The organism is Desulfoglaeba alkanexedens ALDC, assembly GCF_005377625.1.
GTDB lineage: Bacteria > Desulfobacterota > Syntrophobacteria > Syntrophobacterales > DSM-9756 > Desulfoglaeba > Desulfoglaeba alkanexedens.
In genome coordinates, this window is the sequence record NZ_CP040098.1 from 822286 (window position 1) to 846699 (window position 24414).

At 60.5% G+C, this 24414-nt stretch carries 22 protein-coding genes, 1 tRNA gene and 1 pseudogene; 4 read left to right on the forward strand and 20 right to left on the reverse strand.

The genetic code is table 11. From position 1 onward, the window contains the following. Positions 1-2: 2 nt before the first annotated feature. From FDQ92_RS03975 to rpsB, 17 genes and pseudogenes are all read right to left on the reverse strand, one after another. Positions 3-1376: an ammonium transporter gene (locus tag FDQ92_RS03975; RefSeq protein WP_137423381.1), complete on the reverse strand. Its 1374-nt coding sequence runs from the start codon at positions 1374-1376 to the stop codon at positions 3-5. A 1142-nt stretch (positions 1377-2518) separates the two neighbouring features. Continuing rightward, a complete protein-coding gene (locus FDQ92_RS16120) occupies positions 2519-2725 on the reverse strand; it encodes a type II toxin-antitoxin system HicA family toxin (protein ID WP_137423382.1) in 207 nt (68 codons plus the stop codon). Continuing rightward, positions 2722-2925, reverse strand: a complete 204-nt coding sequence (locus tag FDQ92_RS03985; protein WP_137423383.1) for a type II toxin-antitoxin system HicB family antitoxin — start codon at positions 2923-2925, stop codon at positions 2722-2724. Before FDQ92_RS03985 ends, FDQ92_RS16120 begins: the two co-directional genes overlap by 4 nt. A gap of 391 nt (positions 2926-3316) precedes the next feature. Continuing rightward, positions 3317-3538 (reverse strand): annotated as a pseudogene (locus tag FDQ92_RS16125) (DUF433 domain-containing protein); the annotation flags it as partial. Positions 3539-4012: 474 nt separating this feature from the next. Next, positions 4013-4088: transfer RNA gene (locus FDQ92_RS04000), tRNA-Lys, on the reverse strand. 55 nt (positions 4089-4143) lie between these two features. Next, entirely contained in the window at positions 4144-5379 is a 1236-nt protein-coding gene (locus FDQ92_RS04005; protein ID WP_137423385.1) for an ABC transporter substrate-binding protein, read from the reverse strand. Further along, complete coding sequence (der, locus tag FDQ92_RS04010; RefSeq protein WP_425457260.1) at positions 5376-6719, reverse strand: ribosome biogenesis GTPase Der; 1344 nt, start codon at positions 6717-6719, stop codon at positions 5376-5378. Before der ends, FDQ92_RS04005 begins: the two co-directional genes overlap by 4 nt. After that, entirely contained in the window at positions 6713-7336 is a 624-nt protein-coding gene (locus FDQ92_RS04015; protein WP_137423387.1) for a YkgJ family cysteine cluster protein, read from the reverse strand. Before FDQ92_RS04015 ends, der begins: the two co-directional genes overlap by 7 nt. Positions 7337-7366: 30 nt before the next feature. Then, positions 7367-8077, reverse strand: a complete 711-nt coding sequence (gene tsaB, locus FDQ92_RS04020; protein ID WP_137423388.1) for a tRNA (adenosine(37)-N6)-threonylcarbamoyltransferase complex dimerization subunit type 1 TsaB — start codon at positions 8075-8077, stop codon at positions 7367-7369. Then, positions 8074-9162 carry an RIP metalloprotease RseP gene (rseP, locus tag FDQ92_RS04025; RefSeq protein WP_246041825.1) on the reverse strand — a complete coding sequence of 363 codons (1089 nt, stop codon included), beginning with the start codon at positions 9160-9162 and terminating at the stop codon, positions 8074-8076. The genes tsaB and rseP overlap by 4 nt, the downstream gene beginning before the upstream one ends. A gap of 30 nt (positions 9163-9192) precedes the next feature. After that, the gene (locus tag FDQ92_RS04030) at positions 9193-10371 is read right to left on the reverse strand and encodes a 1-deoxy-D-xylulose-5-phosphate reductoisomerase (RefSeq protein WP_211341364.1); all 1179 of its coding nucleotides are present in this window, start codon (positions 10369-10371) and stop codon (positions 9193-9195) included. Further along, entirely contained in the window at positions 10368-11186 is an 819-nt protein-coding gene (locus tag FDQ92_RS04035) for a phosphatidate cytidylyltransferase (RefSeq protein WP_137423389.1), read from the reverse strand. The genes FDQ92_RS04030 and FDQ92_RS04035 overlap by 4 nt, the downstream gene beginning before the upstream one ends. 9 nt (positions 11187-11195) lie before the next feature. After that, positions 11196-11936, reverse strand: coding sequence for an undecaprenyl pyrophosphate synthase (locus FDQ92_RS04040; RefSeq protein ID WP_137423390.1), 741 nt, complete (start codon positions 11934-11936; stop codon positions 11196-11198). A gap of 11 nt (positions 11937-11947) precedes the next feature. Next, complete coding sequence (gene frr / locus FDQ92_RS04045; protein WP_137423391.1) at positions 11948-12505, reverse strand: ribosome recycling factor; 558 nt, start codon at positions 12503-12505, stop codon at positions 11948-11950. After that, positions 12495-13235, reverse strand: a complete 741-nt coding sequence (pyrH, locus tag FDQ92_RS04050; RefSeq protein ID WP_137423392.1) for a UMP kinase — start codon at positions 13233-13235, stop codon at positions 12495-12497. Before pyrH ends, frr begins: the two co-directional genes overlap by 11 nt. Next, positions 13235-13831: a translation elongation factor Ts gene (tsf, locus tag FDQ92_RS04055; protein ID WP_246041826.1), complete on the reverse strand. Its 597-nt coding sequence runs from the start codon at positions 13829-13831 to the stop codon at positions 13235-13237. Before tsf ends, pyrH begins: the two co-directional genes overlap by 1 nt. A 67-nt stretch (positions 13832-13898) precedes the next feature. Next, entirely contained in the window at positions 13899-14726 is an 828-nt protein-coding gene (gene rpsB, locus FDQ92_RS04060; RefSeq protein ID WP_137423393.1) for a 30S ribosomal protein S2, read from the reverse strand. 160 nt (positions 14727-14886) lie between these two features. Here rpsB and cysQ point away from each other — a divergent pair, with 160 nt between their 5' ends. Continuing rightward, the gene (cysQ, locus tag FDQ92_RS04065) at positions 14887-15729 is read left to right on the forward strand and encodes a 3'(2'),5'-bisphosphate nucleotidase CysQ (RefSeq protein WP_137423394.1); all 843 of its coding nucleotides are present in this window, start codon (positions 14887-14889) and stop codon (positions 15727-15729) included. Here the strand turns inward: cysQ and FDQ92_RS04070 are convergent. The 3 genes from FDQ92_RS04070 to prmA are packed head-to-tail and all read right to left on the reverse strand — an operon-like array spanning position 15699 to position 18667. Then, positions 15699-16556 (reverse strand): ComF family protein, encoded by an 858-nt coding sequence (locus FDQ92_RS04070; RefSeq protein WP_137423395.1) that lies wholly within the window; start codon positions 16554-16556, stop codon positions 15699-15701. The two genes, cysQ and FDQ92_RS04070, sit on opposite strands and share 31 nt — an antisense overlap. Beyond that, entirely contained in the window at positions 16531-17766 is a 1236-nt protein-coding gene (gene icd, locus FDQ92_RS04075; RefSeq protein ID WP_137423396.1) for an isocitrate dehydrogenase (NADP(+)), read from the reverse strand. The genes FDQ92_RS04070 and icd overlap by 26 nt, the downstream gene beginning before the upstream one ends. Positions 17767-17779: 13 nt before the next feature. Beyond that, entirely contained in the window at positions 17780-18667 is an 888-nt protein-coding gene (gene prmA / locus FDQ92_RS04080) for a 50S ribosomal protein L11 methyltransferase (RefSeq protein WP_170180176.1), read from the reverse strand. A gap of 488 nt (positions 18668-19155) precedes the next feature. On the opposite strand from prmA, the gene kdsB reads away from it, so the two are divergent. From kdsB to carB, 3 genes are all read left to right on the forward strand, one after another. After that, positions 19156-19896: a 3-deoxy-manno-octulosonate cytidylyltransferase gene (kdsB, locus tag FDQ92_RS04085; RefSeq protein WP_137423398.1), complete on the forward strand. Its 741-nt coding sequence runs from the start codon at positions 19156-19158 to the stop codon at positions 19894-19896. A gap of 108 nt (positions 19897-20004) precedes the next feature. Beyond that, entirely contained in the window at positions 20005-21138 is a 1134-nt protein-coding gene (carA, locus tag FDQ92_RS04090; protein WP_137423399.1) for a glutamine-hydrolyzing carbamoyl-phosphate synthase small subunit, read from the forward strand. 10 nt (positions 21139-21148) lie between these two features. Beyond that, positions 21149-24391 (forward strand): carbamoyl-phosphate synthase large subunit, encoded by a 3243-nt coding sequence (carB, locus tag FDQ92_RS04095; RefSeq protein WP_137423400.1) that lies wholly within the window; start codon positions 21149-21151, stop codon positions 24389-24391. Positions 24392-24414 lie beyond the last annotated feature (23 nt).

Below are 24414 nucleotides of genomic sequence, written 5' to 3' on the forward strand. Positions count from 1 at the left end.
TGTCAACTATTTATCGTATAAAAATTAGGATAAGCAGGCGTGCCGTGCTCAAGTATATCCAGGCCCTTTAACTCCTCTTCCGGAGAAACACGGATCCCAAATATACTATCCATTATCTTAAACATAATATACCCCATAACAAATGCCCATATTGCAGCAGTTGCCGCGCCGATAAGCTGGGCGATCAGCTGTCCGGCTCCGCCGCCATAGAACAACCCTCTGGCAAATGGCTCAGTTATTGCGTAATTTCCATAAGTTCCGTCGGCAAACAACCCTACGCTGATTAACCCCCAGATACCATTAAATCCATGCACCGATACCGCGCCTACGGGGTCATCTATACCTAATCTCTCCAATCCATAAACTCCTAAAACAACAACAAGGCCGGCAACCAAACCAATTACCACTGCCGCCCAAGCCTCAACCCAGGCGCACGGTGCAGTAATGGCAACCAGGCCTGCAAGGACTCCATTCAAAGCCATACCCACATCCCACTTTTTAGTCTTAAGAAACACAGTAATCAAAGCCATAAGTGCACCCGCGGCAGCAGCCAAATTTGTATTTACGGCAATAACCGAAATCCGCAGATGATGGGCATTAAAGGTAGAACCTGGGTTAAACCCAAACCAGCCGAACCAAAGAATAAATGCCCCTAAGGCTGCCAAAGTCATGCTGTGGCCGGGGATTGCCTTTGGCTTTCCATCTTTGGCAAATTTACCAAATCTCGGGCCCAAAACAATTGCTCCCGCCAATCCCACCATTCCACCAATGGTATGCACTACTCCTGAACCCGCAAAATCCAAATGCCCCATACCAAAAGGAAGTTGAGACAGCCATCCTCCGCCCCATACCCAATGGCCATAGATAGGATAGATAAATAGACTCAGACAGGTACTATATATTAAGTAAGCAGAAAATTTCAATCTCTCTGCCACCGCCCCTGAGACAATGGTCGCGGCGGTGGCACAGAAAACTAGCTGCCAGAAAAAATCTAAATATTTTCCCACATCATACTGGCCGCCGAGTAAGAAAAGAGGGCCTGTGCCGAATAAACCGAACTTATCCGCCCCTTTCATTATGGAATAGCCAATGATAAAGAAACCCAGCGAGCCGATAACAAAATCCAGTAAATTCTTTGCCATCAAGTTAGTGGCATTTTTTGCCCGGCAAAAGCCGGTTTCAACCATCGCAAATCCCGGCTGCATAAACATAACCAAAAAACCACAAATCATAACCCATACATAGTCAACCGGCGCCTGCGGATTTGCCTCCAAGGTTTCTGCTCCGGTAGGGTCCTGGGCAAAAGCTAAGGCGCTCAAACCCAAGCCCAGTATCACCAAAGCCATAAGGAATAAGTATCTCGCTCTTACTTTCATCAGTCACTCCCTCCTTTTCCTAATTAAACGCGTAACTACAATAGTCCCCACCATTAAACCTATTTTTCTGACTGCCGTTGTTCTTATCGCCTATCACATTATTGATCATGCTGAGCGTATCCAGACAGGAACGCAAAAGTCATATGCACATGTCATCACAGCGCCTCTCCTGGGCGGTGATCCCACCGCCCTTGTCGAGGAGATTCGTCACCGAGCCGGAGAAGGAACGTGCCAGACCCGAAGGCCAAAACGCATGGAGAACGACAGCCCCCTGTAAGAACGCAAGAAGTCGACGTTTTCTTATCAAAGAAAAAATCTGATCCATTCATTGGAACCTCCCTTTCGAGCACAGAAAACGGAGGATGACGGAGCATCCCGTGTTGTGGTGGAGACTCGCACGGCTTCGGAACCCATTTCTCTCAAGAGGCATGCCAGGGGCGGGGGCAACCGGAGTCTCATCATGTAACAAGGCGAATTCACAAAGAGAATTAAGCAGTAGAGAAGAGGGGAAGCGCGATGAGAACCCATGAGACTCAAGAATTGTGAAACGATTTTGTACCTAACCGGGGCTCGGGCGTCCTGTCGTTACAATTTGGTGCTGAAACGGTTGGTCTTGACAACCTAAGTACAGTTCCAGAGAAGGATTCCACCTCGTTCCCAAGCTCCAGCTTGGGAACGAGGGCAAAGACCACTTCGAGATCCTGGCGAGCTCCCTAGAAAGAGAGCGCGTTTCAGCTGTAGCAGGAGGGAAGCTGGAGCTTCCAGGGCAGGGCGTTCCCAAGCTGGAGCTTGGGAACGAGGGAAAAGGGCTTATGAATTTTCCCCTCCCCCTTGATGGGGGAGGGCTGGGGTGGGGGTGTTTCAGGGTTGAGCAAAAACTTAACTCCGAAAAGCGGTTCTTTCTCAAATACAAAAAAGGCGTTGGGGGCAGATCTTTTGAAACGAAAGTGTGAAGGAGTCAGCAGGAAACGGAGCTGCTGACGCGCTTCCTGCCTCAAGGCCGTGTGGATGTACCTTGGAGGGTCACCCTGGATGTCCTTCTAGAAGATCTACACCCCCCCTGGATGTCGTTCTAAAAGATCTTCACCCATCGTTGTTCGCTTCGCTCTCACAATCTATCCTTATCCGTTATGTGCTTCAGGTCATAACTCGCTTTCGTCTATACCGGCAACCTTCATCAGGTGTCTCAGTAAGCCGATCTTTAGTGGGCTATTTCCATGTACGGGCACCGAAATCCGCGCCGGGCTCGCCGCCTTGACGTAAATGTGATGGCTTCCCTTTGTTCTTCGCAATTCCCAGCCTTTCTTTTCGAGCAACTTTGCGAAGTCCTGCCCTGAAACAGTCTTCACACCGTTATCTCCAGCACTTTGTCCTTTTCGCTTATCTCGACATCCTTAATGTCCACGGACAAGCACCCTTCGACGGCTTCATAGATGTTTCCGAGGAGTTCATCGAATGTCTCGCCCTGAGTAGCGCAGCCAGGAATGGAAGGCACTTCGGCCCAGTAGCCTCCTTCTTCCGCTGCATGAACGATTACTTTAAGCTTCATAAATCACCTCATTTGCACAGAACGCCGCCCATCAGCCGCGCCGTTTTTTTTGGCGTCGGCTCGATGGGCTTCTTATGCCATTATCGCTGTGCCCCTGCACGTAGTTCGTAGATTCGCCCATATTTCGCCGCCGAGTCCAGGTCTCCACGACGAAGGGCATCCCTCACATCATCCAATTTATAACTATCTTCGACGCTGAGATAAGGGAACCAACCGGTCTCGTCTTCGAGTAGTTCAACATCAACTTCGGCGACGGGTGCAGATCTTTTAGAACGACATCCAGGGTGGCCCTCCGAGGTATATCCAGGTACTTCGTGCCCATCATTGCGCAGCCTCCGTACCACCGGGAAGTCAACGCCCTCATCTGCGAGAAAATCCATGAGCTTGTCCCGCTTATAGGGTAGACAACGTCGGCCCGCAATGCTTTGGCGGCGAATGTCAGCGCTGCTTTGATCGCCTCTCTCGTCAATCTGGGATGGGCTTCAAGGATCTGTTCGACGGTCTCTCCCGCTCCCAGTTTCTCCAGAATCAATTCGACCGTGATGCGGGTTCCTGCGATAACCGGCTTGCCCATCATCACACGTGGACCGGAATCAATCAGCTCGGCTCTCATTTCGAACCGCTTTCCTCAAGATCATTGGCCAAATAATCTTATTATTTACAGCTGCCGATGTCTCAAGCTTATGACATGTACTCCCACACTCTGACTATGCGAATAATCAGGCTCGCAATCGACCGGTCGCAGCGCTCAGCATAACTTGGCATAGGTTCTGGAGCACAGATTTTGTCCTCTCGTTCCCAAGCTCTGGCTTGGGAACGAGGCGAACGGCTTCATGGGAATCGAAGCTGGAGCTTCTGCACAGTTGTGTTCCCAAGCTGGAGCTTGGGAACAAGGGGATGGTTGCTGAAGCTTGGGAACGAGGGGGTTGGTGGAACTTGGGAACCAGGGGGTCAGGGATTTTCCGCATGCCCGCCTCGGGCCCTCTGGGATGACCGAAACTCTGAAATCGAGCGTGGATTCTTGGACACGTTCCGGAAGCCCTGCCCTGGATCGGGAGGTTTCCAGATGCACCAAAATGGATTGGGTTGGTGGGCCGTGCTGGACTCGAACCAGCGACTCTCTGCTTAAAAGGCAGATACTCTACCCACTGAGTTAACGGCCCCTCTGTCCAGGTGTGCGAAAGACCGGGGTTTCGTACCACAGTCCTTACCGGGGTGTCAAGGACGCACCTTTTCGGCATCGTCTGCGGCAACCCAGTGACCGCCTCGAAAGACGGTCACCCGGAATTCCCGGTCCACTTCTCCGTTCGGCCTGAAGCAGAAGGACCCGCAAAGCCCGCGATAACCCTTTTCCGGTCCCGCCCAGCTCATCAGGCGATCCCGCAGGTCCCGGCGGCTCACGGGGGTCTCCGCGAGGTTCATGCCGATCCAGTGGATCGCGTCGTAGCCGAGCATGGCCAACCCGTCCGGTTCTTTCCAGAAGCGGCCGCGAAAGGCTTCCTTGAAACCCTTCAAGGTCCCGCCTTCAGCATCTTCCGCCCAGAAGGGTCTCAAAACATTGAGCTGTCGTCGGTTTGCGCCGAAAAGGTCTTCCTGGAATTCCATAGCGTAGCTGTGAGGCGCCAGCAGCCGGCCGGAGAAAGACGCAGCCGCCAGGGCGTTCAGAACCGCGGCACCCCAGACCGGTTCCCCCGCCAGCCAGACCACCGAAGCGTCGCTTTCCACAACGGTCTCAACGGCTGATTTCATCGCCGGATCGTCCGGTGGACATTCCAGGATCTCGTGCGCAAGCCCCAGGACCCCGGCTTCCTCCTGGAATCCTTCCAGGAGAATCCTTCCGTACGCCCCGGAATCCCACAGCACCGTCACCGGCCCGTTCCGGCGCCATTTTGCGGCATAACGGGCCGCCGCCGCCCCTTCGCGCCGGTCCGACGGAATCAGCGGAAAAAGCCATGGATGATGGGCCAGGTTCTCGTGGGAATTGGCGGGGATCACGGTGGGAACACCGTGGGTTTCGATAAGCGGGAGCACTTCCGAGAGCTCCTTGGAGGACACATGCAGAGCCAGGAGGACCACTTCGGGGTCTTCCAGCAGCGTCTCCACGGCGTCTTCAAGCCGGGCCCCCTCCACGTAGCTGTCGAAGACGGCCATTTCGGCTCCCAACGCCTGCATCCCCAATTCTTCCCAGGCCAGTTCCATGCCCATCCGAAGCGCGTTGCCCTCGTCCCGGAACGTGCCGGAAAGAGGAAGGAACACCGCCACTTTCGGGTGAGACACCGCCAGGGGACCGCTTGCTATCGGCGCAGGTTCCGGGGCGGGCGGCGGAGACGTCCTTTTCGAAATCGTCCGTCCCACCGCCCACCAGGCGACGCCGGCCAGCGCCGCGATCAACACCACGGCCCACATCCTCTTCGCCCGCGTCTTCGGAGGGCGGGTGCGATTCCATCCCTTCATCGGTTCGCCTCCCGGCCGGTTCGTGGTCGAAAGAGCAGTCTCACCGGAGTCTTGTCCATCCCGAACGACTCCCGGAAATGGTTGGTGAGAAACCGCGCGTAAGAGAAATGGACGCGCTCGGGATCGTTGCAGAACAGCACGAAGGTGGGAGGACGAGTCGAAGCCTGGGTGGCGTAATAGAACTTCAGGCGCCTGCCGCTCACCAGCGGCGGTTCGTGCCGTTCCAAGGCTTCGGCGAGAACCCGGTTCACGACCCCCGTGCCGACGCGAAGGGCATACTGTTCATAGACTTCCCTCACCGCCGGGAGAAGCTTCGCGACTCGCTTTCCGCTGAGGGCGCTGAAGGTGAGGATCGGCGCGTGGGGCAGGAACCGAAACCGGCCCTTCACTTCGTCAAGCAGCCGCCGCACCGCCTTGGGATCCTTTTCCAGGGTGTCCCACTTGTTCAACCCGATCACGCAGCCGCGGTTCCGTTCCTGCACGTAGCCGCCGATATGGAGGTCCTGGTCCGTGACCCCTTCCAAGGCATCGAGAAGCACCACCGCCACGTGGCAACGGTCGATACTCCCCAGGGCCTTGATGATGCTTAGTTTTTCCAGCTTCTGGTAGGTTCGCCCCTTCCGCCGGATACCGGCCGTATCGATCAAAAGGTAGCGCCGCCCGTCCTTTTCGAAAAGCGTGTCCACGGCATCGCGGGTGGTTCCGGGGGTCGGGCTCACGATCACCCGCCGTTCGCCCAGGATCTGATTCACCAGGGTGGATTTCCCCACGTTGGGCCGACCGACCACCGCCACGCGGATGACCGCGTCTGCTTCCGTTTCCTCTTCCGGCGGTTCGTCCTCCGGCATGGCCGCCGTGAGATCTTCGAGCAGATCGTGGATCCCGCGCCCGTGTGCGGCGCTCACCGCGTAGACCCGGTCCACCCCCAGAGCGTAGAACTCCGCCGCGAGTGCTTCCTGTTCCGGTCCATCCACCTTGTTGACCACGTAGAAGACCGGCTTTTCCGTACGGCGGAGCAGATCCGCCATGGTCACGTCTTCCGGATGAACACCGGTCTTTGCGTCCGAAACGAAAAGGATCGCATCGGCTTCTTCCAGGGCGAGCAGCACCTGTTCGCGGGTTTCCCCCGCGATCCGTTCAGGGTCGCCGCTTACGAACCCGCCCGTATCCACCAGGGTGAAGGTTTTCCCCTCGTAGGAAACCTGAGCGGTGATGCGATCCCGCGTCACCCCGGGGAGATCGTCCACCAAGGCGTGCCGCCTGCGGCAGATTCGATTGAAAAGCGTCGATTTCCCCACGTTGGGGCGTCCAACGACAGCCACCATGGTCATGGTCAGCATCCTCTGAAAAGCCGCGCGATCCGAACCCGCGAGCCCCACCGGTCACGGCGGGCTTCCATTTCTTGATAAGACGGATCGTTTCGTAGAAAGTCGCATTCTTCCCGGCCGAAAACCCGGCAGACTTCGGGCCGCCACGGATGGATGGCGCAAAGACTCCCGCCCGACCGCCGTCGTTCCAGGAGAAACGGGCAGAAACGGTGCCCCGGACCCAGTCCGGAAGCAAAAACCGATCGCCACTCGTCGGGGCAGGAACCGTCTTCCGGAAACACCTCGAGGCCGCTCGCGATTTCGCAACATCCGCCGCAATGGGTGCAGTAGTCGGAAACTTCGGGCGACGCCTCGAACCGCGCCCGCCGGTCGGGCCGGCCCGCTCCCCGCGTCCATGGGCCCCGTGGTTTCTCCGCCACCAGACGTGCGAAAAACACGGCCCGTTCCACCGCCACCCGCCGCAACAGGGCCTTTCGAGAACGGAGCGAAAGAGACCGCCACAACGGTTCCCCTCGAACCGCCTCGAAGTTCCTGAGAACATACGTCACCGGGAAGAAGCGGTCCCGGAAAATCCGGAACAACCGACCACGGGACGTCACAGCCGGCCGATGCTTCACACCGCTACGCACCGGTACACCGCCTCCGCCACGGTTCGAACGTCAATCCTGTTCAAACGGCCGGCCCGCCCTTCCCAAATGGATTTCCGCTTCCGAGGGGCGCACGTAGAGCGGCACCGCAGCCGCCGGATCATCGGCTTCGCCACGTTGCAGCCTCCTCAGGGCGCAAGCCCCCACGAAGGCCGGCCGAATCACGTGGTAGGGCGCCGGAGCTTCCACCACCTGCTCTTTCAGCCGCTCCATCAGGAATTCCCGGTACACCGTCCAGCCGTCCCCGCAGCAAAGGGTCGGTCCCTCGAACTTTTCCACCAGCACCCGGGGCGGGAGCACTTCCCAATCGCTCGTCCGCACCACCGCCCCCTTACCGTCGCCTACGTAGCGGGCCGCATAGACTTCGCCCTTTCGCGCGTCGATGAGCGGGCACACGGACCAGCGGGTAAAACCGAAAGGTTCCGCCAGGGCATCAAGCGTCACCACGCCGACGAAGGGCTTTCCCAGAGCCCACGCCAACGTCTTGGCGGTGGTGAGCCCGATCCGGACCCCCGTGAAGCTCCCGGGCCCCACGGTGGACGAAACGGCGTCCAAGTCCCGGACCGTAAGCCCCAGTTCCCCCAGAACAAGGTCCACGGCTTTGAGAAGGCGCCGGTTGTGGGTCAGCGCAGACTGGAGGATCCATTCGGCGAGCACGGCGTCGCCGTCGAGGACCGCCACGCCGCCGCCGGCCGTCGAGGTGTCCAGGGCCAGCAGCTTCATGGGACCGGCGCCTCCCCGGACTCTGGAAGAAGGCGCATGATGTCGTTGTAAAACACGAAGACCATGAGCAGTATGAGCACAAACATGCCCACCTTCTGCGCCATTTCCATCTTTCGCACGCTGATGGGACGCCGGAGCACCGCTTCCAGCAGGAAAAAGAAGATATGACCGCCGTCCAGGACGGGGATGGGCAGCAGGTTGAGAATCGCCAGGTTGACGCTGATGAGCGCCGTGAAATGGATCAGGTGAAGCAGCCCTTCCTGGGCCTGCTGCCCCGCCAGCTGGGCGATCATGATGGGCCCGCCCAAGGTTTCCATGGGGAGCACCCTCTGAATCAGCTTCACCACGGTGAGGAGGAAGAGCTTGCTCAGGTTCCAGGTTTGCACCAGGCTGTAGTATCCGGCAAGCAGCGGATTGACCCGGCGCACCTCGAAGTTCCCGGAAGCCGTGATCCCGATGATGGGCCGCTGAACGGACTCGCCGAAAATGTTTTTCACTTCCCGGACTTCGGGCTCCACCTGGAGCGAAAGGACGTCATCCTCCCGGCGGACTTCGAGTGTCAGCACTTCGTTTCCCAGTTCCTCGATGGTCCGCGAAAGCGTATCCCAGTCCTCCACGGGCCTCCCGTTGATGCTCAGGATCCGGTCGCCTGCCTGCAGGCCCGCCTGTTCGGCCGGAGACCCCGGAGCCACGCCTCCCACTTCGGGGATCAGGGTGGGGATACCGGAAACGGCGAAGACCCCCGTGAAAAGCGCCACCGCCAGCACCAGGTTGGCAAGGGGCCCGGCCAGCACTATGGCGAGCCTCCGCCCCACGGGCTGATGGGAGAAACTCCCCGCCTTGTCCTCCTCGGAAATTTCGTCCTCGGCGTCTTCTCCCAGCATCTTCACGTAGCCGCCCAGAGGTATGAGCGACAGGCAGTAATCGGTGGGCCCGCACTGGATCCCGAACACCCGGGGTCCGAAGCCCAACGAAAACCGAAGCACCGTGACCCCCATCCGGCGGGCCACCAGAAAATGCCCCAGTTCGTGGACGAAGATCAAAACGCCCAGAACCACGGCGGTCGATACAATCGTAGTCAACAAGGGCTCAAGCCTCCTTTTCAGCCTTGAAACTTATCTACACCAGGCGGCCGCAAGCTTCAACGCCTCCTCCCGCGCCCATCGGTCCGCATCCAGCACCGCCTCCAGTGTGGTCGCCGCTCCCCCCTGGTGGCGATCCAGCAGAGACTCGATCAGCCGCGGAATGTCCATGAAGGCCAACCGGTGCTCCAGGAAGGCGTGGACCGCCACTTCGTCGGCCGCGTTGAGGACCGCGGGAGCCGTTCCGCCTTCGCGGCAGGCTTCGTAGGCCAGGCGAAGACACGGAAACCTTTCCATGTCCGGCGGGAAAAAGGTCAACCGGCGCAGTTCGAAGAGATCGAGCACCGGCGCTTCCACGGGCAGCCGGTCCGGCCACGTCAGCGCATAGGCGATGGGGATCTTCATATCGGGGACGCCCAGCTGCGCAATCACGCTCCCGTCCACATATTCCACCATGGAATGCACGATGCTCTCGGGGTGGACGTGAACCGCGATCCGGTCCGGAGACACGTCGAACAGCCAGCAGGCTTCGATGACTTCCAGGCCCTTGTTCATGAGGGAAGCCGAATCGACGGTGATTTTCCGGCCCATGGACCAGTTGGGGTGCTTCAAGGCGGCTTCGGGAGTCACCCGGGCCAGCTCTTCGGGTGTCGCCCGAAGAAACGGCCCGCCGGACGCCGTGAGGAGAATCCGCTTGAGCGCGTTTCTCGGATTTCCCTGGAGCGACTGGAAGATGGCGCTGTGCTCACTGTCCACGGGGATAATGTCAACTCCCCGCGCCTTCGCCCGCTCAGTGACCAGCCTCCCGGCCGCGACCAGCGCTTCCTTGTTGGCCAATGCCAGCCGTTTTCCCGCTTCCACGGCGGCCAGAGTCGGTTCGAGACCGGCCGCTCCGACGATGGCCGATACGACGGTGTCCGCCGCATCCAGAGCCGCCACCTGCCGGTACCCCTCGGAACCCCAGACGATCTCCGGCCGGTAGTTGCTCCCGCCGAAGAACCTCGCCAGCATGTCGGCCGCCGCCTCGTCCCGGACCGCAGCCACAGCGGGGCGGAACCGGTCGATCTGCTCCTTCAGAAGATCCACATTGCATCCCGCAGCAAGCCCCACCACCTGGAAGCGTTCCGGAAACTGGCGCACCACTTCCAGCGTATTTCGGCCGATACTTCCGGTGCTTCCGAGTACGGAAAGTTTCGTCACCGTCCGGTTCATAACGCTTCCAGGAACACCCAGGCCAGGGGAAAGGCGAAAAGCAGGCTGTCGAGCCGGTCCAGGATTCCGCCGTGGCCTGGAAGCAACGTCCCGGAATCCTTTACACCGGCCATTCGCTTGATCATCGATTCCACCAGGTCCCCCAACTGACCCACCGCCTCCAAGGCGAACGAAAGAACGACCAGCGGAAGAACCGCGGTGTCGGTAAAGATCAGCCCGAACAGGGTTCCCGCGGCGACGCTCGCCGCCAGCCCTCCCGCCGAGCCTTCCACCGTCTTTTTGGGACTCACGGCCGCGTAGAGAGGCCGTTTCCCGAAACGCCGGCCGCAATAGTAGGCTCCCACGTCCCCCGCCACCACGACCGCCAGCACAAACAACACCCATGCCCTCGGGTTATCGACCCGGCTCAGAAGAATAACAAAAGAGAGGCCATAGGGCACGTAAAGCCAGCCGAAGACGCACAGAGCCGCCTTCACCAGATCGGCGGCGGTCAGCGGCGGCCGAAAGAGCAGCCAAAGAAAGGTCGAAAAGACGGCGAGCGCCAGGGCGCCGTGAAGGCCCGCCGCCCCCATGAAAAAGGCTCCGGCGGGCAGAAGCGGAGCCCCCAGAAAGAAAAAAGCCTGCCAATCCCGCGGCAGGCCTTCCGGCATCACCAGGGCCCGGTATTCCCAAAGGCCCCAAGCGGCGATCACCGGCACCAGGACCGACCAAGTCCACAGAGGCCCGAAAACCAGCACCGCGAGAAGCGGCACGGCGAGGGCGAGCCCGGTCACCCAGCGCAGCGCGTGCGAACTAAACCTTCCTGAATCCATCATGCCGTCCTTTCATGGTTCACAGCGGATCTGCTCCCCGGTTTTCCCGAATCGCCGTTCCCGTCTCTGGTATTCGCGGACGGCCTCGATGAACTGCTCCTCCCGGAAATCGGGCCAGAGTGTCTCGGTGATGTACAGTTCCGTGTAAGCCAACTGCCAGAGCAGGAAATTGCTGATGCGGCATTCGCCGCTGGTTCGGATGAGGAGGTCCGGGTCCGGGATGTCGGCCGTGAAGAGATAGGTCGCGAAAAGTTCCGGCGTCAGGTCTTCAGGGCGCCGGGTTCCATGGTGAACGGCTTCCATCAGCAGCCGGGCGGCCCTGACGATTTCGTGGCGGCCGCCGTAGTTGAGGGCCAGGTTCACCGTGAGCGCTCGAAACGATGCGGTTTGCGCCACCGCGTTCTGAACTTCCCTCAGCACATCTTCCGGGATGCCTTCGGCATCGCCCAGATGGCACACCCGGATTTCCCTTTCCATCAGTTCGGGAAGTTCCGAACGGATGAAGCGCTTGAGCAGCCGCCAGAGCGCCTCCACTTCCGTCCGGGGGCGCTGCCAGTTTTCCTTGGAAAAGGCGTAGAGGGTGAGGTAGGGGATGCCGATTTCGCGGCACGAGCGCACCACCGCCCGCACCGACTCCGCTCCCGCCTCGTGGCCGGCGACTCGGTTCAGGAGTCGTTTCTGAGCCCATCGGCCGTTTCCATCCATGATGACGGCCACATGGCGGGGGAGCTTCTGCGGGTCGAGGCGGTGCATTCAGGGGGCCCTCAGACTTCCAGGATTTCCTTCTCCTTGGCGGCGCTCAATTCGTCCACCTTCTTGATGAAGTCGTCGGTGATCTTCTGGACTTCTTCCTGGGCCTTGAAGGCGTCGTCTTCGGAAATCTCTTTTTCCTTTTTGAGGTCCTTGATCATTTCGTTGGCGTCGCGGCGTACGTTTCGAACCGCCACCTTGGCTTCCTCGGCCATCTTCTTGACCAGCTTCACCAGGTCGCGCCGCCTTTCCTCGGTGAGCGGCGGGATGTTGATCCGGATTATCTTGCCGTCGTTCATGGGCGTGAGCCCCAGTTCCGACTTGAGGATCGCCTTTTCCACTTCACCGATGGCCGACTGGTCCCAAGGCTGGATCAGGATCAGGCGCGGTTCCGGAACCGACAGCGTAGCCAGCTGATTCAGCGGGGTGGACGCCCCGTAATAGTCCACCCGAATGCCCTCCAACAGGGAAACCGAAGCCCGGCCCGTCCGCAGCCGCTTGAAGTCTTTCTCAAGGTTGGCGATCACCTTGTTCATCCGGTCCTTGCAATCCTCGTACACGTCATTCAGCATGGCCGCTCCCTTCCACCACCGTGCCCACGGTCTCGCCGAAAATCGCCTTTAGGATGTTTCCCCGTTCCTGCAGGCTGAAAACCACGATGGACATATTGTGTTCCCGAGCCATCGAAATCGCCGTGGCGTCCATGACCTTGAGGTGTTTCGCAAGAACTTCATCGTAACCCACGCGGTCGTATCTCACCGCGTTGGGGTCCGTTCGAGGGTCCGAATCATAAACACCGTCCACCTTGGTGGCCTTCATGATGACTTCCGCCCCGATTTCCGCGGCTCGAAGCGCCGCCGCCGTGTCCGTCGTGAAAAAGGGAAGGCCTGTCCCGGCAGCGAAAATGACGATCCGCCCCTTTTCCAGGTGCCGGATGGCGCGCCGCCGGATGTAGGGTTCGGCCACTTCCTTCATGTCGATGGCCGACTGCACACGGGTGACCGCGCCGTGCTTTTCGAGGGCTTGCTGCAGCGCCAAGGCGTTCATGACCGTGGCCAGCATCCCCATGGTGTCGGCCGTGGCCCGGTCCATGCCCCGCGATGCGGCGGAAACCCCGCGGAAGATGTTTCCACCCCCGATGACCACCGCCGTTTCCACCCCCATCCGGTGCACTTCCGCGATCTCTTCCGCAATCCGGTCGATGACCCGCGGTTCGATGCCGTAGGCGCTGTCGCCCATGAGCGCTTCCCCGCTCAGTTTCAGCAGGATCCGCCGGTATCGGGGCGTGCGTCCGCCGGTCATCACTCGGCGCCCAGCGCGTAGCGGGTGAATCGGCGAATGACCACACGTTCGCCGGTCTTGGCGACGAGTTCGTTCAGGTAATCCTGGATGGTCTTGTCCGGATCCTTGACGAAGGATTGCTCCAGCAACACGTTTTCTTCATAGAACTTCCGCAGCCGGCCTTCCACCATCTTCTCGATAATGTTTTCCGGCTTTCCGGACTCCCTCGCCTGCTCCACGTAAATCGCCCGTTCCCTCTCGACGATCTCCTGCGGGACGTCTTCCCGTTCAATCCCCAGAGGGCTGGTGGCCGCAATCTGCATGGCCACGTCTTTTACGAACTCCTGAAAGGCCTCGCTTCGAGCCGCAAAGTCGGTTTCGCAGTTCACTTCAACGAGCACGCCGATCCGGCCGCCCGCGTGGATGTAAGCGTGGATCAGGCCTTCGCCGGCGGCTTTCCCGGCCCGCTTCATAGCCGTGGCCAGCCCTTTCTTGCGCAAAAGATCCACCGCTTTTTCCATGTCGCCGTTCGTTTCCTGCAACGCTTTCTTGCAGTCCATCATGCCGGCGTTCGTCTTCTCCCTCAAATCGCGTACCATGGCTGCCGTGATTTCCAAAGAACTCCTCCTTCCAACAGTTGATTCATCGCGGCGAGGGCCCTGAAACCTATTCCCGGACAGGCTCCTAGGCTTCAGCCTCTCTGTCCCCGCTCACCGGATTGACGATTTCCACCTCCGGGCCGCCCTCTTCTTCTCGCAGGAGCTGCCCCGCCGGCACCTCCTCCATCGCCTCCGCTTCCTTGTCGTGAACCGCCTGCCGCTCTTCTTCGTACCGCTGGCGGCCCTCGATGCAGGCGTCCGCGATCTTCGAAGTCACCAGCTTGATGGAACGAATGGCGTCGTCGTTTCCGGGGATGGGATAGTCGATGAGATCCGGGTCGCAGTTGGTATCCACCACGGCGACCACCGGGATGCCGAGCCGATTAGCCTCCGCGACGGCGATCTTTTCCCTCTGCGTGTCCACCACGTACACCACCCCGGGAGGCCGCGTCATGTGCTTGATGCCGCCCAGGTTCCGTTCCAGCTTCTCCCGCTCGCGCTGCAGTCCCAGGGCTTCCTTCTTGGTGAACCGGTTGACGCTGCCGTCTTCAAACATGGCGTCCAGTTCCTTCAGGCGGTCGATGCGCAGCTTGATGGTCTTGAAGTTGGTGAGCATACCGCCCAGCCAGCGATGGTTCACGTAGTACATGCCGCAGCGCTCGGCTTCCTGGGCGATGGTGTCCTGAGCCTGCCGCTTGGTGCCCACAAACAGCACGGACTCTCCAGCGGCCGTCGCGTCCACCACGAACTGATAGGCGGTGCGGAAAAGTTTGACGGTCCGCTGAAGATCGATGATATAGATCCCGTTGCGGGCTCCGAAAATGTACGGTTTCATTTTGGGGTTCCACCGGCGGGTCTGGTGGCCGAAATGAACCCCGGCTTCCAACAGCTGCTTCATGGTGATGACTGCCATACCGTCCTCCTTCTGGTTGAATCCTCCACCCCGAAGACCCGGGATCGCCGTTCACCGGGCACCAAAGGATCACGCGGGGTGTGCGATCTGGTTGTTAACCGAGTTTCTCTATCACACGGCCCTAGGCCATGCAACCTGAAAAGAAAAGAGGCGCCTTCAAATGAGCGGGCTTGTGGATCTGGAAGCGCTGGAAGCGCTGGTGCGAAGAGCGGCTGATGCCATTTTGGAAGTCTACCGCGGGACCTTCGACGTGGAACACAAGGAAGACCGATCGCCGCTCACGGTCGCCGACACCCGGTCCCACCGGATCCTGGCCGACGGACTCAAAGCGCTGACTCCCGGCATCCCCGTCCTGTCCGAAGAAGGAAAACACGTAGCCTATGCGCACCGAAGGCACTGGGAACGCTTCTGGCTCGTGGACCCGCTGGACGGCACCAAGGAATTCATCAAACGAAACGGCGAATTCACGATCAACGTGGCTCTTGTCGAAGGCCGCCTGCCGATTCTGGGAATCATCCACGTGCCCGTCGCGGATCTCTTCGCCGTAGGGGACGTGCGCCGAGGCGGTGAGATCAGAGGCCCCGATGGCTTCCGCCCCCTGGCGATCGCCAAGGATCCGCCCGCGGAAGGAGTGCGCGTGGTCCGGAGTCGTTCCCACGCATCGCCCGATCTCGAGCGATTGCTGGAAACGCTTCCCGGCCACCGGGTGGTGAGCAAGGGAAGCGCCCTCAAGTTCATCGCTCTGGCCGCGGGAGAAGCCGATTTCTATCCGCGCACGGGCCCGACCTGCGAATGGGACACGGCGGCCGGTCAAGCCCTGGTTACGGCGGCGGGCGGCGTGGTGGTCGATTTCCACGGAAACCCGCTCACATACAACAAACCGGACCTGCTGAACGGCCCGTTCCTCGCGGCCCCAAGCCTGAAGTGGCTCGAAGCGACCGGCATCCTCGCCCGGGCGGCTCGCCTTCCACTTCATTCCGCACACACCGACCCTTCCGGATAGACGGAGGAAGCCGATTTCTTGTGAAATCTATGTTTCGGGATGGATCGGGCCACCGTGAGGGCGATCACCGCCGAGGCCCCGGCCTTTTTCAAGGTGCGGGCACATTCGTTCAGGGTCGTTCCCGTGGTGAAGACATCGTCCACCAAAAGGACCGTTCGCCCTTCGACCTCTCCGGGATGCTTCACGGTGAAGGCACCCTTCACGTTTTCCAGTCGATCGGCCCGTTGGAGTCGGGTTTGGGGTTCGGTCCAGCGGTTTCTTTCGAGGGCGTCGAGGCGGCAGGGTTTGGGTAAGCGCCTGGCGAGAGCCCGAGCGAGGAGGCTCGACTGGTTGAACCCGCGGTGACGCAGGCGCCGCCGGTGAAGCGGCACCGCGATGACGAGGTCCACCCGGTCGTTCCACGGATCCCGCGCGATGGCCTCGAACAGGAGTTCCGAAAGGGCGGGAACCCAGGACAGCTTCCCGCCGAATTTGAGCTGCAGGATGCCTTGCCGGACTTTACCTTCGTAGAAGACCGCCGACCGGGCGGCGTCGAAAACATGATTTCCTCCGATGCAGTCCCCGCACCAGGCGTCTTCCCGATCTTTCGGCGCCGAAAGGTAAGGGACCCCGCAGATGGGGCACCACGGAGGTTGGATCCAGGGGAGTTCGTCCCAGCACGGGCCGCACCAGAAGGCGCCCGGGCGGATCCGCCCCATGTCTCCGCAGCCGACGCATTGGCTGGGAAACAAAAGGTCGCCGATTCCGGCGGCGACTTCCTTCAGCATCCGCCGCCGGCTCGAGCGTCCCGCCGCACCTCTTTCAGTCCATCCGCTCCACCACGGCATGGGCGAATTCCGAACACTTCACCTCGCGCGCCCCTTCCATCTGGCGCGCCAGGTCGTAGGTCACCACCTTGTCGCTAACGGTGCGTTGCAGGGCTCGCTCCACACAGTCGGCCGCCTCGTTCCACCCGATATGTTGGAGCAGCATCACGCCGGAAAGGATGAGCGAACCCGGGTTGACCTTGTCCAGGCCGGCGTACTTGGGGGCGGTTCCGTGGGTGGCTTCGAAAAGGGCGCACCGGTCACCGATGTTGGCGCCGGGGGCCATTCCCAGCCCACCCACCTGGGCGGCTAGGGCGTCCGAAAGGTAGTCGCCGTTGAGGTTCGGTGTCGCGAGCACGTGATACTCTTCGGGACGAAGGAGCGCCTGCTGGAACATGGCGTCCGCGATCCGATCCTTGACGACGATACGCCCGGCGGGCGGTTTTCCGCCGTGCGTTTCGTAGACCTCCGATTCGGAAACCGTGCGGTCCGCAAATTCCCGGGAAGCCAGCGCGTAGCCCCATTCGCGGAAGGCGCCTTCGGTGAACTTCATGATGTTTCCCTTGTGAACCAGAGTGACCGAAGGAAGACCCCGGTCCAGGGCGTACCGGACGGCCCGGCGGACCAGCCGTTCCGTGCGCAGGCGGCTCATGGGCTTGATCCCCACCGCGCTTTCTTCCGGAAGATCCACTCCGAAGCTTTCCTTGAGAAATCGGGCGATCCGGATCGCCTCGTCTGAACCGGCCGGCCATTCGATCCCCGCGTAGACGTCTTCGGTGTTTTCCCGAAAGACCACCATGTTCACCCGCTCGGGATGCTTCATGGGAGAAGGCATCCCCGCGTAGTAGCGGACCGGCCGCACACAGGCGTAGAGATCGAGCACCTGGCGGAGCGTCACGTTGAGGCTCCGGATGCCTCCACCGACGGGCGTGGTGAGCGGCCCTTTGATGGCCACCACGCACCGCTCGATCCCGCGCAGGGTCTCCTCGGGAAGCCATTCGCCCGTTTCCTTGAGGGCCTTTTCCCCCGCAAGCAGTTCTTGCCAGTGGATCTTTCGGTCCGTTCCATAGGCTTTCTCAACGGCTCCTTCCAGAACGATCCGCGTGGCCCGCCAGATGTCGGGCCCGGTTCCGTCGCCTTCGATGAAGCCGATCCTGGGTTCGGGCGGGACCGACAGTCGCCCGGATGTGTTCACGGTGATCCATGCCGCGCCATTGCCGTGACTGCTCATGCGATGCTTCCCCTCATTCCCGTTTGAAAGCCAACAGGCACCATTCCCCGTCCCTCTCATCTTCGAGGAAATCCAAACCCTGCCGTTGGTAGGCCGACCGGACCGCGTCCGCCTGTTCCAGGAGGATCCCGCTCAACGCCAGCCGCCCCGGGGACGCGACCCGCTCCGCCAGATCTTCGGCCATGGCCGCAAGCAGGTTCGCCTGGATGTTGGCCACCACCACGTCGAATCGTTCCTTCACGTCGGCCACCGTCCCACAGCGCAGTTCTACACCGGCGCAAGCCGGATTTTCACGCCGGTTTGCGAGCGCCGATTCCACGGCTTGCGGGTCGGGGTCGATGCCGAGCACGCGCCCAAATCCAAGAAGGGCTCCAGCGAAAGCGAGGATGCCCGTGCCGGTTCCCACGTCGAAAAGTGACCCGCCGTGGAGCCCTTCCTTGGAAACGGCCTGTTCTTCCAGCCACCGGAGGCAGAGCCGCGTGGTTTCGTGGTGGCCCGTTCCGAAGGCTTGGCCCGGGTCGATCCGAATCACCAGATCCTGGGGCTGCGCCGCCACCTGTTCCCAGGTGGGGGCGATCACGAGTCGGCGGCCGACCCTCAAGGGCTTGAAATGTCGCTTCCATTCCCCCGCCCAATCGGAACCGGAAAAGGCCGAAACGTGATAGCCCTTCGGGGTCCGGGATCCCAGGAAGAGACGCACTTCTTCCAGGATGCTCCCCAGCCGGCCTTCGATCTCGGGATCCAGCGGTTCGGCGTCTTTGCGACGCACGTAGAACCGGACTTCGGTATCCTCCGTCTCCACGCCGATACCCAGGCTTTCAGCGATTTCGTAAGCCAGAAATTCGACCACTTCCGGTTCGCACGGAATCCGGACCAGCAACCAGTCAGATCCCTTCGTCACATTCCGTCTCCAGTGAAAGCTTGCTTCTTTCCACCATGTTCCCAAGCTCCAGCATCCACCTTGTTCCCAAGCTCCAGCTTGGGAACACAACTGTGCAGAAGCTCCAGCTTCGATTCCCATGATGCCGTTTCCAAGCCGGAGCTTGGGAACGAGTGGAAAATTCTATTTCCCCTCCCCTTGTGGGAGGGGATTAAGGGGAGGGGGAGAGGGGAGTTTTTTGACCTTCGTTAACCTTTTTGCTTAAGCTCTCCCCCTTTAGAACGCTACCAATCCATTACCTTGCTGCAAAAAAACCAGTCACCCCCATTATTGAGAAGATACCTTGCTTCTTTTCAAAGCGCCTCTTATGGTGTGCCGGCACGGCGCACGCGGAACCGGAAGCGTCGGAACCATACGATGCGATGGCCGCCCGCGCAGCGGTGCCGCTGAACATAACAGAGTTTTTCCGAGACTCAATGCAAATGTTGCATGCCACGGAGCGGCCCTCCATGAAGATCTACGCCGTCATCCCCGCCCGCTACGATTCCACGCGGTTTCCCGGCAAACCACTCGCATCCCTTGCGGGAAAACCGATGATCCAGTGGGTGGTGGAAAGAACCCGCGAAACCCCGGAACTGGACGATGTCCTGGTCGCGACGGACGACGAGCGGATCGCCGGGTGCGTTCGGTCCTTCGGTGGCCGGGCGATACTCACCCGCAGCGACCACGCGAGCGGAACCGATCGGCTGGCGGAAGCCGCTCAGAGGGCCGGCTTCCAAGACGACGACCTGGTGGTGAACATTCAGGGCGACGAACCGCTGGTCGAACCGAGCATGATCCGGGCCCTCGTCACGGCGCTCACCGAAACGGAGGCCTTTCCCATGGCTACGCTCGCCGTGGAATCGGAAGCACACCAGGACTTTTTCAACCCCAACGCGGTGAAGGTCGTCATGGACCGCTCGGGCCGGGCGCTCTATTTTTCGCGATCGCCCATTCCGCATCGCCGGGACGGGGACCCCCGACCCGCGCGATTCTTCAAGCACCTGGGGTTCTACGCCTACCGCAAACGATTCCTTCTTCAATTCACTCAGCTCCCTCCCGGGATCCTGGAGCGGACGGAAAAGCTCGAGCAACTCCGTGCCCTGGAATACGGCTACCCGATCCGAGTGGCCATTTCCCCGGTGGAAACGCACGGCGTCGACACCCCCGAAGACCTGGAGCGGCTGGAACGGTTCCTGAACCGCCGATGAGGCCTTAAGGCGGTTTCGCCGAAGGGGTTGCACTCCAGCCGATTATCGTTACAATTGACCGGTTTTTCGGCGGCTCGCGCCTTCAGACCATCGATGGAAGGAATCCTCATGACCGAACCATGGAAACGCCCTCGGGCGCTGCTCGTTCTGGAAGACGGTACGGTATTTAAAGGACACGCCTTCGCAGGGCATGGAGAAGCTCTGGGGGAAGTGGTCTTCAACACGGCCATGACCGGCTACCAGGAAGTGCTCACCGATCCGTCCTACAAGGGCCAGATCGTGGCCATGACCTACCCGCTTGCGGGAACCTACGGCGTGAACGACGAGGACATGGAATCCGAAAGGATTCAGGTCGAAGCCTTCGTAATCAAGGAATACCAGGATTTCGCCAGCAACTGGAGGAGCCGCAAGACCCTCGCCCGGTTCCTGGAAGAAAGCGGGAAGATCGGGATCGAAGGGATCGACACCCGGCGCCTCACCCGCCGCCTTCGACTGGCGGGCGCCATGCGCGGGATCATTTCCACCGAAACGGCAAACGTCGAGGAGCTTTTGGACCGGGTGCAGGCGTTTCCGGGACTTTCCGGCGTGGACATGGTACGCCGCGTGACCTGTCCGGCTCCGTACCGGTGGGAAAACGGACCGCAGCCGGACGCCGACTGGAATCCCCGCCATCCCGGGCTTCGCGTGGCGGCCCTCGATTGCGGCATCAAGTACAACATCCTGAGGAACCTGGAACGGTCCGGCTGCCAGGTGAAGGTCTACCCCGCCTGGACCCCGGCCGATCAGATCCTGGCCTCCGACCCCGACGGCGTCTTCCTTTCCAACGGGCCGGGGGATCCGGCGGCGGTTCACTACGCCGTCGACACGGTGCGTAACCTTCTCGGAACGAAACCGGTTTTCGGGATCTGCCTGGGCCACCAACTTATGGGCCTGGCCCTGGGAGGACGGACCTTCAAGCTGAAATTCGGCCACCGGGGCGCCAACCAGCCGGTCAAGGACCTCACCACCGGCCGCGTCGAAGTGACGTCCCAGAACCACGGGTTCTGCGTCGACCTGGAATCCATGAAAGGCATGCCCGTACGCCTCACCCACATCAATCTGAACGACAACACGCTGGAAGGTATGGAACATCTGGAAATCCCCGCTTTCAGCGTCCAGTACCATCCGGAGGCGTCTCCGGGCCCCCATGACGCCGTCTACCTCTTCGAACGGTTCGTCCAATTGATGGAAAAACATCGCTGAGGCCTCCTGAATGCCCAAACGACAAGACATCCGAAAGATCCTCATCATCGGCTCAGGCCCCATCATCATCAGCCAGGCGTGCGAATTCGACTATTCGGGCACCCAGGCGTGCAAGGCGCTGCGTGAGGAAGGCTACGACATCGTCCTCGTCAACAGCAATCCCGCCACCATCATGACCGATCCGGAAATCGCCGACCGGACCTACGTGGAACCCATCACGCCGGAAGCGGTGGAAAAGGTCATTCGGCGGGAACGCCCGGATGCGCTCCTGCCCACCCTCGGCGGCCAGACGGCCCTCAACACGGCGGTCCGGCTGGCCGAAACGGGCGTCCTGGACCGCTACGGCGTCCAGATGATCGGCGCCCAGGTGGACGTGATCAAAAAGGCGGAAGACCGGGAGCTGTTCCGTGAAGCTATGAAGCGGATCGGACTCAGGGTGCCGGAAAGCGGCATCGCCCAGAGCCTTGCGGACGCGGAAGCCATCGCCGAAGCCATCGGATTTCCCATCATCGTTCGACCGTCGTTTACGCTGGGCGGAACAGGAGGCGGCGTGGCCTACAACCGCGAGGAACTCCTGGAGCTCGCCCGTTCGGGGCTGGACGCGAGCTTTATCCACACCATCATGTTGGAGCAGTCGGTGCTCGGCTGGAAGGAATTCGAACTGGAGGTCATGCGCGACTGCATGGACAACGTGGTGATCATCTGTTCCATCGAGAACATGGATCCCATGGGGGTACACACGGGGGATTCCATCACGGTGGCCCCGGCGCAGACCCTGACCGACCGCGAATACCAGGCGATGCGGGATGCGGCCATCGCCATTCTGAGGGAAATCGGGGTGGAAACGGGCGGCTCCAACGTGCAGTTCGCCGTCAACCCGGCAAACGGCGAAATGGTGGTGATCGAAATGAACCCGCGGGTTTCGCGGTCTTCGGCGCTGGCTTCCAAGGCCACCGGCTTTCCCATCGCCAAGATCGCCGCCAAGCTGGCCGTAGGGTTTTCACTTGATGAAATCGCCAACGATATCACGCGGGAAACGCGGGCGTCGTTCGAACCCACCATCGATTACGTGGTGGTGAAGATCCCGCGGTTCACCTTCGAAAAGTTTCCCAACACGGAGGACCTGCTGACCACGTCCATGAAGTCGGTGGGTGAAACCATGGCCATCGGGCGGACCTTCAAGGAATCACTCCTTAAGGCCGTCCGATCGCTTGAGATCGGCCGGTACGGCTTTACGGACCCGGATCCGGTGGTTCCGCCCGAACGGCTGGAAGAATTGAAGCAACGCCTTCGAAAGCCCAATTCCAGGCGCCTTTTCCAAATCGCCGAAGCCATGAAGCTCGGTGTTTCCGTCGAAGAGATTCACAGGCTCACCTGGATTGACCCGTGGTTTCTGCACCATATGGAAGAAATCGTGCGGCTGGAAGAAGCCGTCCGCAGAGACCCTGAGTTCCTGGACGACCCGGACCGGTTGCGGTTGGCCAAGAGTTGGGGGTTTTCCGACATCCGGCTGGGGGAACTCACGGGATGCGACGAAGAGGCTGTGCGGCGCAAGCGGCTGGCTTCGGGAATTCGGCCTGTCTACAAGCTGGTGGACACATGCGCGGCCGAGTTCGAAGCGTACACCCCGTATTTTTATTCCACTTACGAAGAAGAAGACGAAGCCCGGCCCACGGACCGTGCCAAGGTGGTCATTTTGGGGGGCGGCCCCAACCGCATCGGCCAGGGGATCGAATTCGACTACTGTTGCGTCCATGCCTCATTCGCGCTGCGGGAACTGGGCATGGAATCCGTCATGGTCAATTCCAACCCGGAAACCGTATCCACCGACTACGACACGTCGGACAAGCTCTACTTCGAACCCCTCACCCGTGAAGACGTTTTGCACATCCTGAACTCGGAACAGCCGAAGGGGCTCATCGTCCAGTTCGGGGGCCAGACCCCGCTCAACCTGGCCGTTCCGCTGGAAAAGGTCGGAGCCCGCATTCTTGGAACCTCGCCGGACGCCATCGATCTCGCGGAAGACCGCAAGCGCTTTCAGCAGCTGGTCCAGCGGCTGGGATTGAGGCAGCCGCAAAACGCCATCGCCTTCACCGTGGACGAAGCCCTGGAAGCGGCCCGCATCATCGGGTACCCGGTAGTGGTTCGGCCTTCCTACGTGCTGGGCGGCAGGGCCATGGAAATCGTCTACGACGAGACGAGCCTGCGGGAATTCATGAAGACCGCCGTGGACGTTTCGCCGGGCCACCCCATCCTCATCGACGATTTTCTGGAAGACGCCGTCGAACTGGACGTGGACGCCGTGAGCGACGGGAACCTCACGGTCATCGGCGGGATCATGGAGCACATCGAGGCGGCCGGCATTCATTCGGGAGACAGCGCGTGCGTGCTGCCGCCCTACAGTGTGAAGAAGGAACTACAGGAAGAGATCAAGCGCCAGACCCGGCTCCTGGCTCGGGAACTGAACGTGATCGGGCTCATGAACGTGCAGTTCGCCATTCAAAATGGCGATGTCTACATCCTGGAGGTAAATCCCCGCGCGTCCCGGACGGTGCCCTTTGTGAGCAAGGCCATCGGCGTCCCCTTGGCGAAACTGGCCACCAAGGTTATGTTGGGGCACACGCTGCAGGACCTCGGGTTCGCGAGCGAAGTGGAACCGCGGCACGTCTCGGTGAAGGAAGCTGTTTTCCCTTTTTCGCGCTTTCCCAACGTGGATATCCTTCTGGGGCCGGAAATGAAATCCACGGGCGAAGTCATGGGGATCGGAGAAGACTTCGGGATCGCCTATGCCAAGGCTCAATCGGCGGCCGGTTTCGACCTTCCCCTCGGCGGCGCGGTTTTCATCAGCGTGCATGACCGGGACAAGCCGGCCGTGGTTCCGGTGGCCCGACAATTCCGGGACTTGGGATTTCGGCTCATGGCGACCGCCGGAACCCGAAGGTTCCTCCACGATCAGGGGATCGAAACGGAACAGGTGTTCAAACTCAGTGAAGGCCGCCCTCACGTGGTGGACCGCATCAAGAACAACGACATTCAACTGGTGATCAATACGAGCCTCGGAAGACGGACCTATTCGGACGCTTATCAGATCCGGCGGACCACGCTCATTTACAACATCCCGTACGCCACCACCATCGCCGGCGCCAAGGCCATGGCCCAGGCGGTGGCGACGCTCCAGCAGGGCGATTGGGACGTGAAGACATTGCAGGAATATCACGCGGCCTTCGGCCGAAACACGACGGCCCGGCGGTAACGGGCGCTTCCGAATGCAGGGCC

What these genes read in the sequence shown, in the direction of transcription:
- FDQ92_RS03975 (WP_137423381.1), bottom strand. Translation starts at nt 1,376, where the DNA reads ATGAAAGTAAGAGCGAGATACTTATTCCTTATGGCTTTGGTGATACTG.
- FDQ92_RS03985 (WP_137423383.1), bottom strand. Translation starts at nt 2,925, where the DNA reads ATGAAGCTTAAAGTAATCGTTCATGCAGCGGAAGAAGGAGGCTACTGG.
- FDQ92_RS04005 (WP_137423385.1), bottom strand. Translation starts at nt 5,379, where the DNA reads ATGAAGGGATGGAATCGCACCCGCCCTCCGAAGACGCGGGCGAAGAGG.
- der (WP_425457260.1), bottom strand. Translation starts at nt 6,719, where the DNA reads ATGCTGACCATGACCATGGTGGCTGTCGTTGGACGCCCCAACGTGGGG.
- tsaB (WP_137423388.1), bottom strand. Translation starts at nt 8,077, where the DNA reads ATGAAGCTGCTGGCCCTGGACACCTCGACGGCCGGCGGCGGCGTGGCG.
- FDQ92_RS04030 (WP_211341364.1), bottom strand. Translation starts at nt 10,371, where the DNA reads ATGAACCGGACGGTGACGAAACTTTCCGTACTCGGAAGCACCGGAAGT.
- FDQ92_RS04035 (WP_137423389.1), bottom strand. Translation starts at nt 11,186, where the DNA reads ATGATGGATTCAGGAAGGTTTAGTTCGCACGCGCTGCGCTGGGTGACC.
- FDQ92_RS04040 (WP_137423390.1), bottom strand. Translation starts at nt 11,936, where the DNA reads ATGCACCGCCTCGACCCGCAGAAGCTCCCCCGCCATGTGGCCGTCATC.
- frr (WP_137423391.1), bottom strand. Translation starts at nt 12,505, where the DNA reads ATGCTGAATGACGTGTACGAGGATTGCAAGGACCGGATGAACAAGGTG.
- pyrH (WP_137423392.1), bottom strand. Translation starts at nt 13,235, where the DNA reads ATGACCGGCGGACGCACGCCCCGATACCGGCGGATCCTGCTGAAACTG.
- rpsB (WP_137423393.1), bottom strand. Translation starts at nt 14,726, where the DNA reads ATGGCAGTCATCACCATGAAGCAGCTGTTGGAAGCCGGGGTTCATTTC.
- cysQ (WP_137423394.1), top strand. Translation starts at nt 14,887, where the DNA reads ATGAGCGGGCTTGTGGATCTGGAAGCGCTGGAAGCGCTGGTGCGAAGA.
- FDQ92_RS04070 (WP_137423395.1), bottom strand. Translation starts at nt 16,556, where the DNA reads ATGCCGTGGTGGAGCGGATGGACTGAAAGAGGTGCGGCGGGACGCTCG.
- icd (WP_137423396.1), bottom strand. Translation starts at nt 17,766, where the DNA reads ATGAGCAGTCACGGCAATGGCGCGGCATGGATCACCGTGAACACATCC.
- kdsB (WP_137423398.1), top strand. Translation starts at nt 19,156, where the DNA reads ATGAAGATCTACGCCGTCATCCCCGCCCGCTACGATTCCACGCGGTTT.
- carA (WP_137423399.1), top strand. Translation starts at nt 20,005, where the DNA reads ATGACCGAACCATGGAAACGCCCTCGGGCGCTGCTCGTTCTGGAAGAC.
- carB (WP_137423400.1), top strand. Translation starts at nt 21,149, where the DNA reads ATGCCCAAACGACAAGACATCCGAAAGATCCTCATCATCGGCTCAGGC.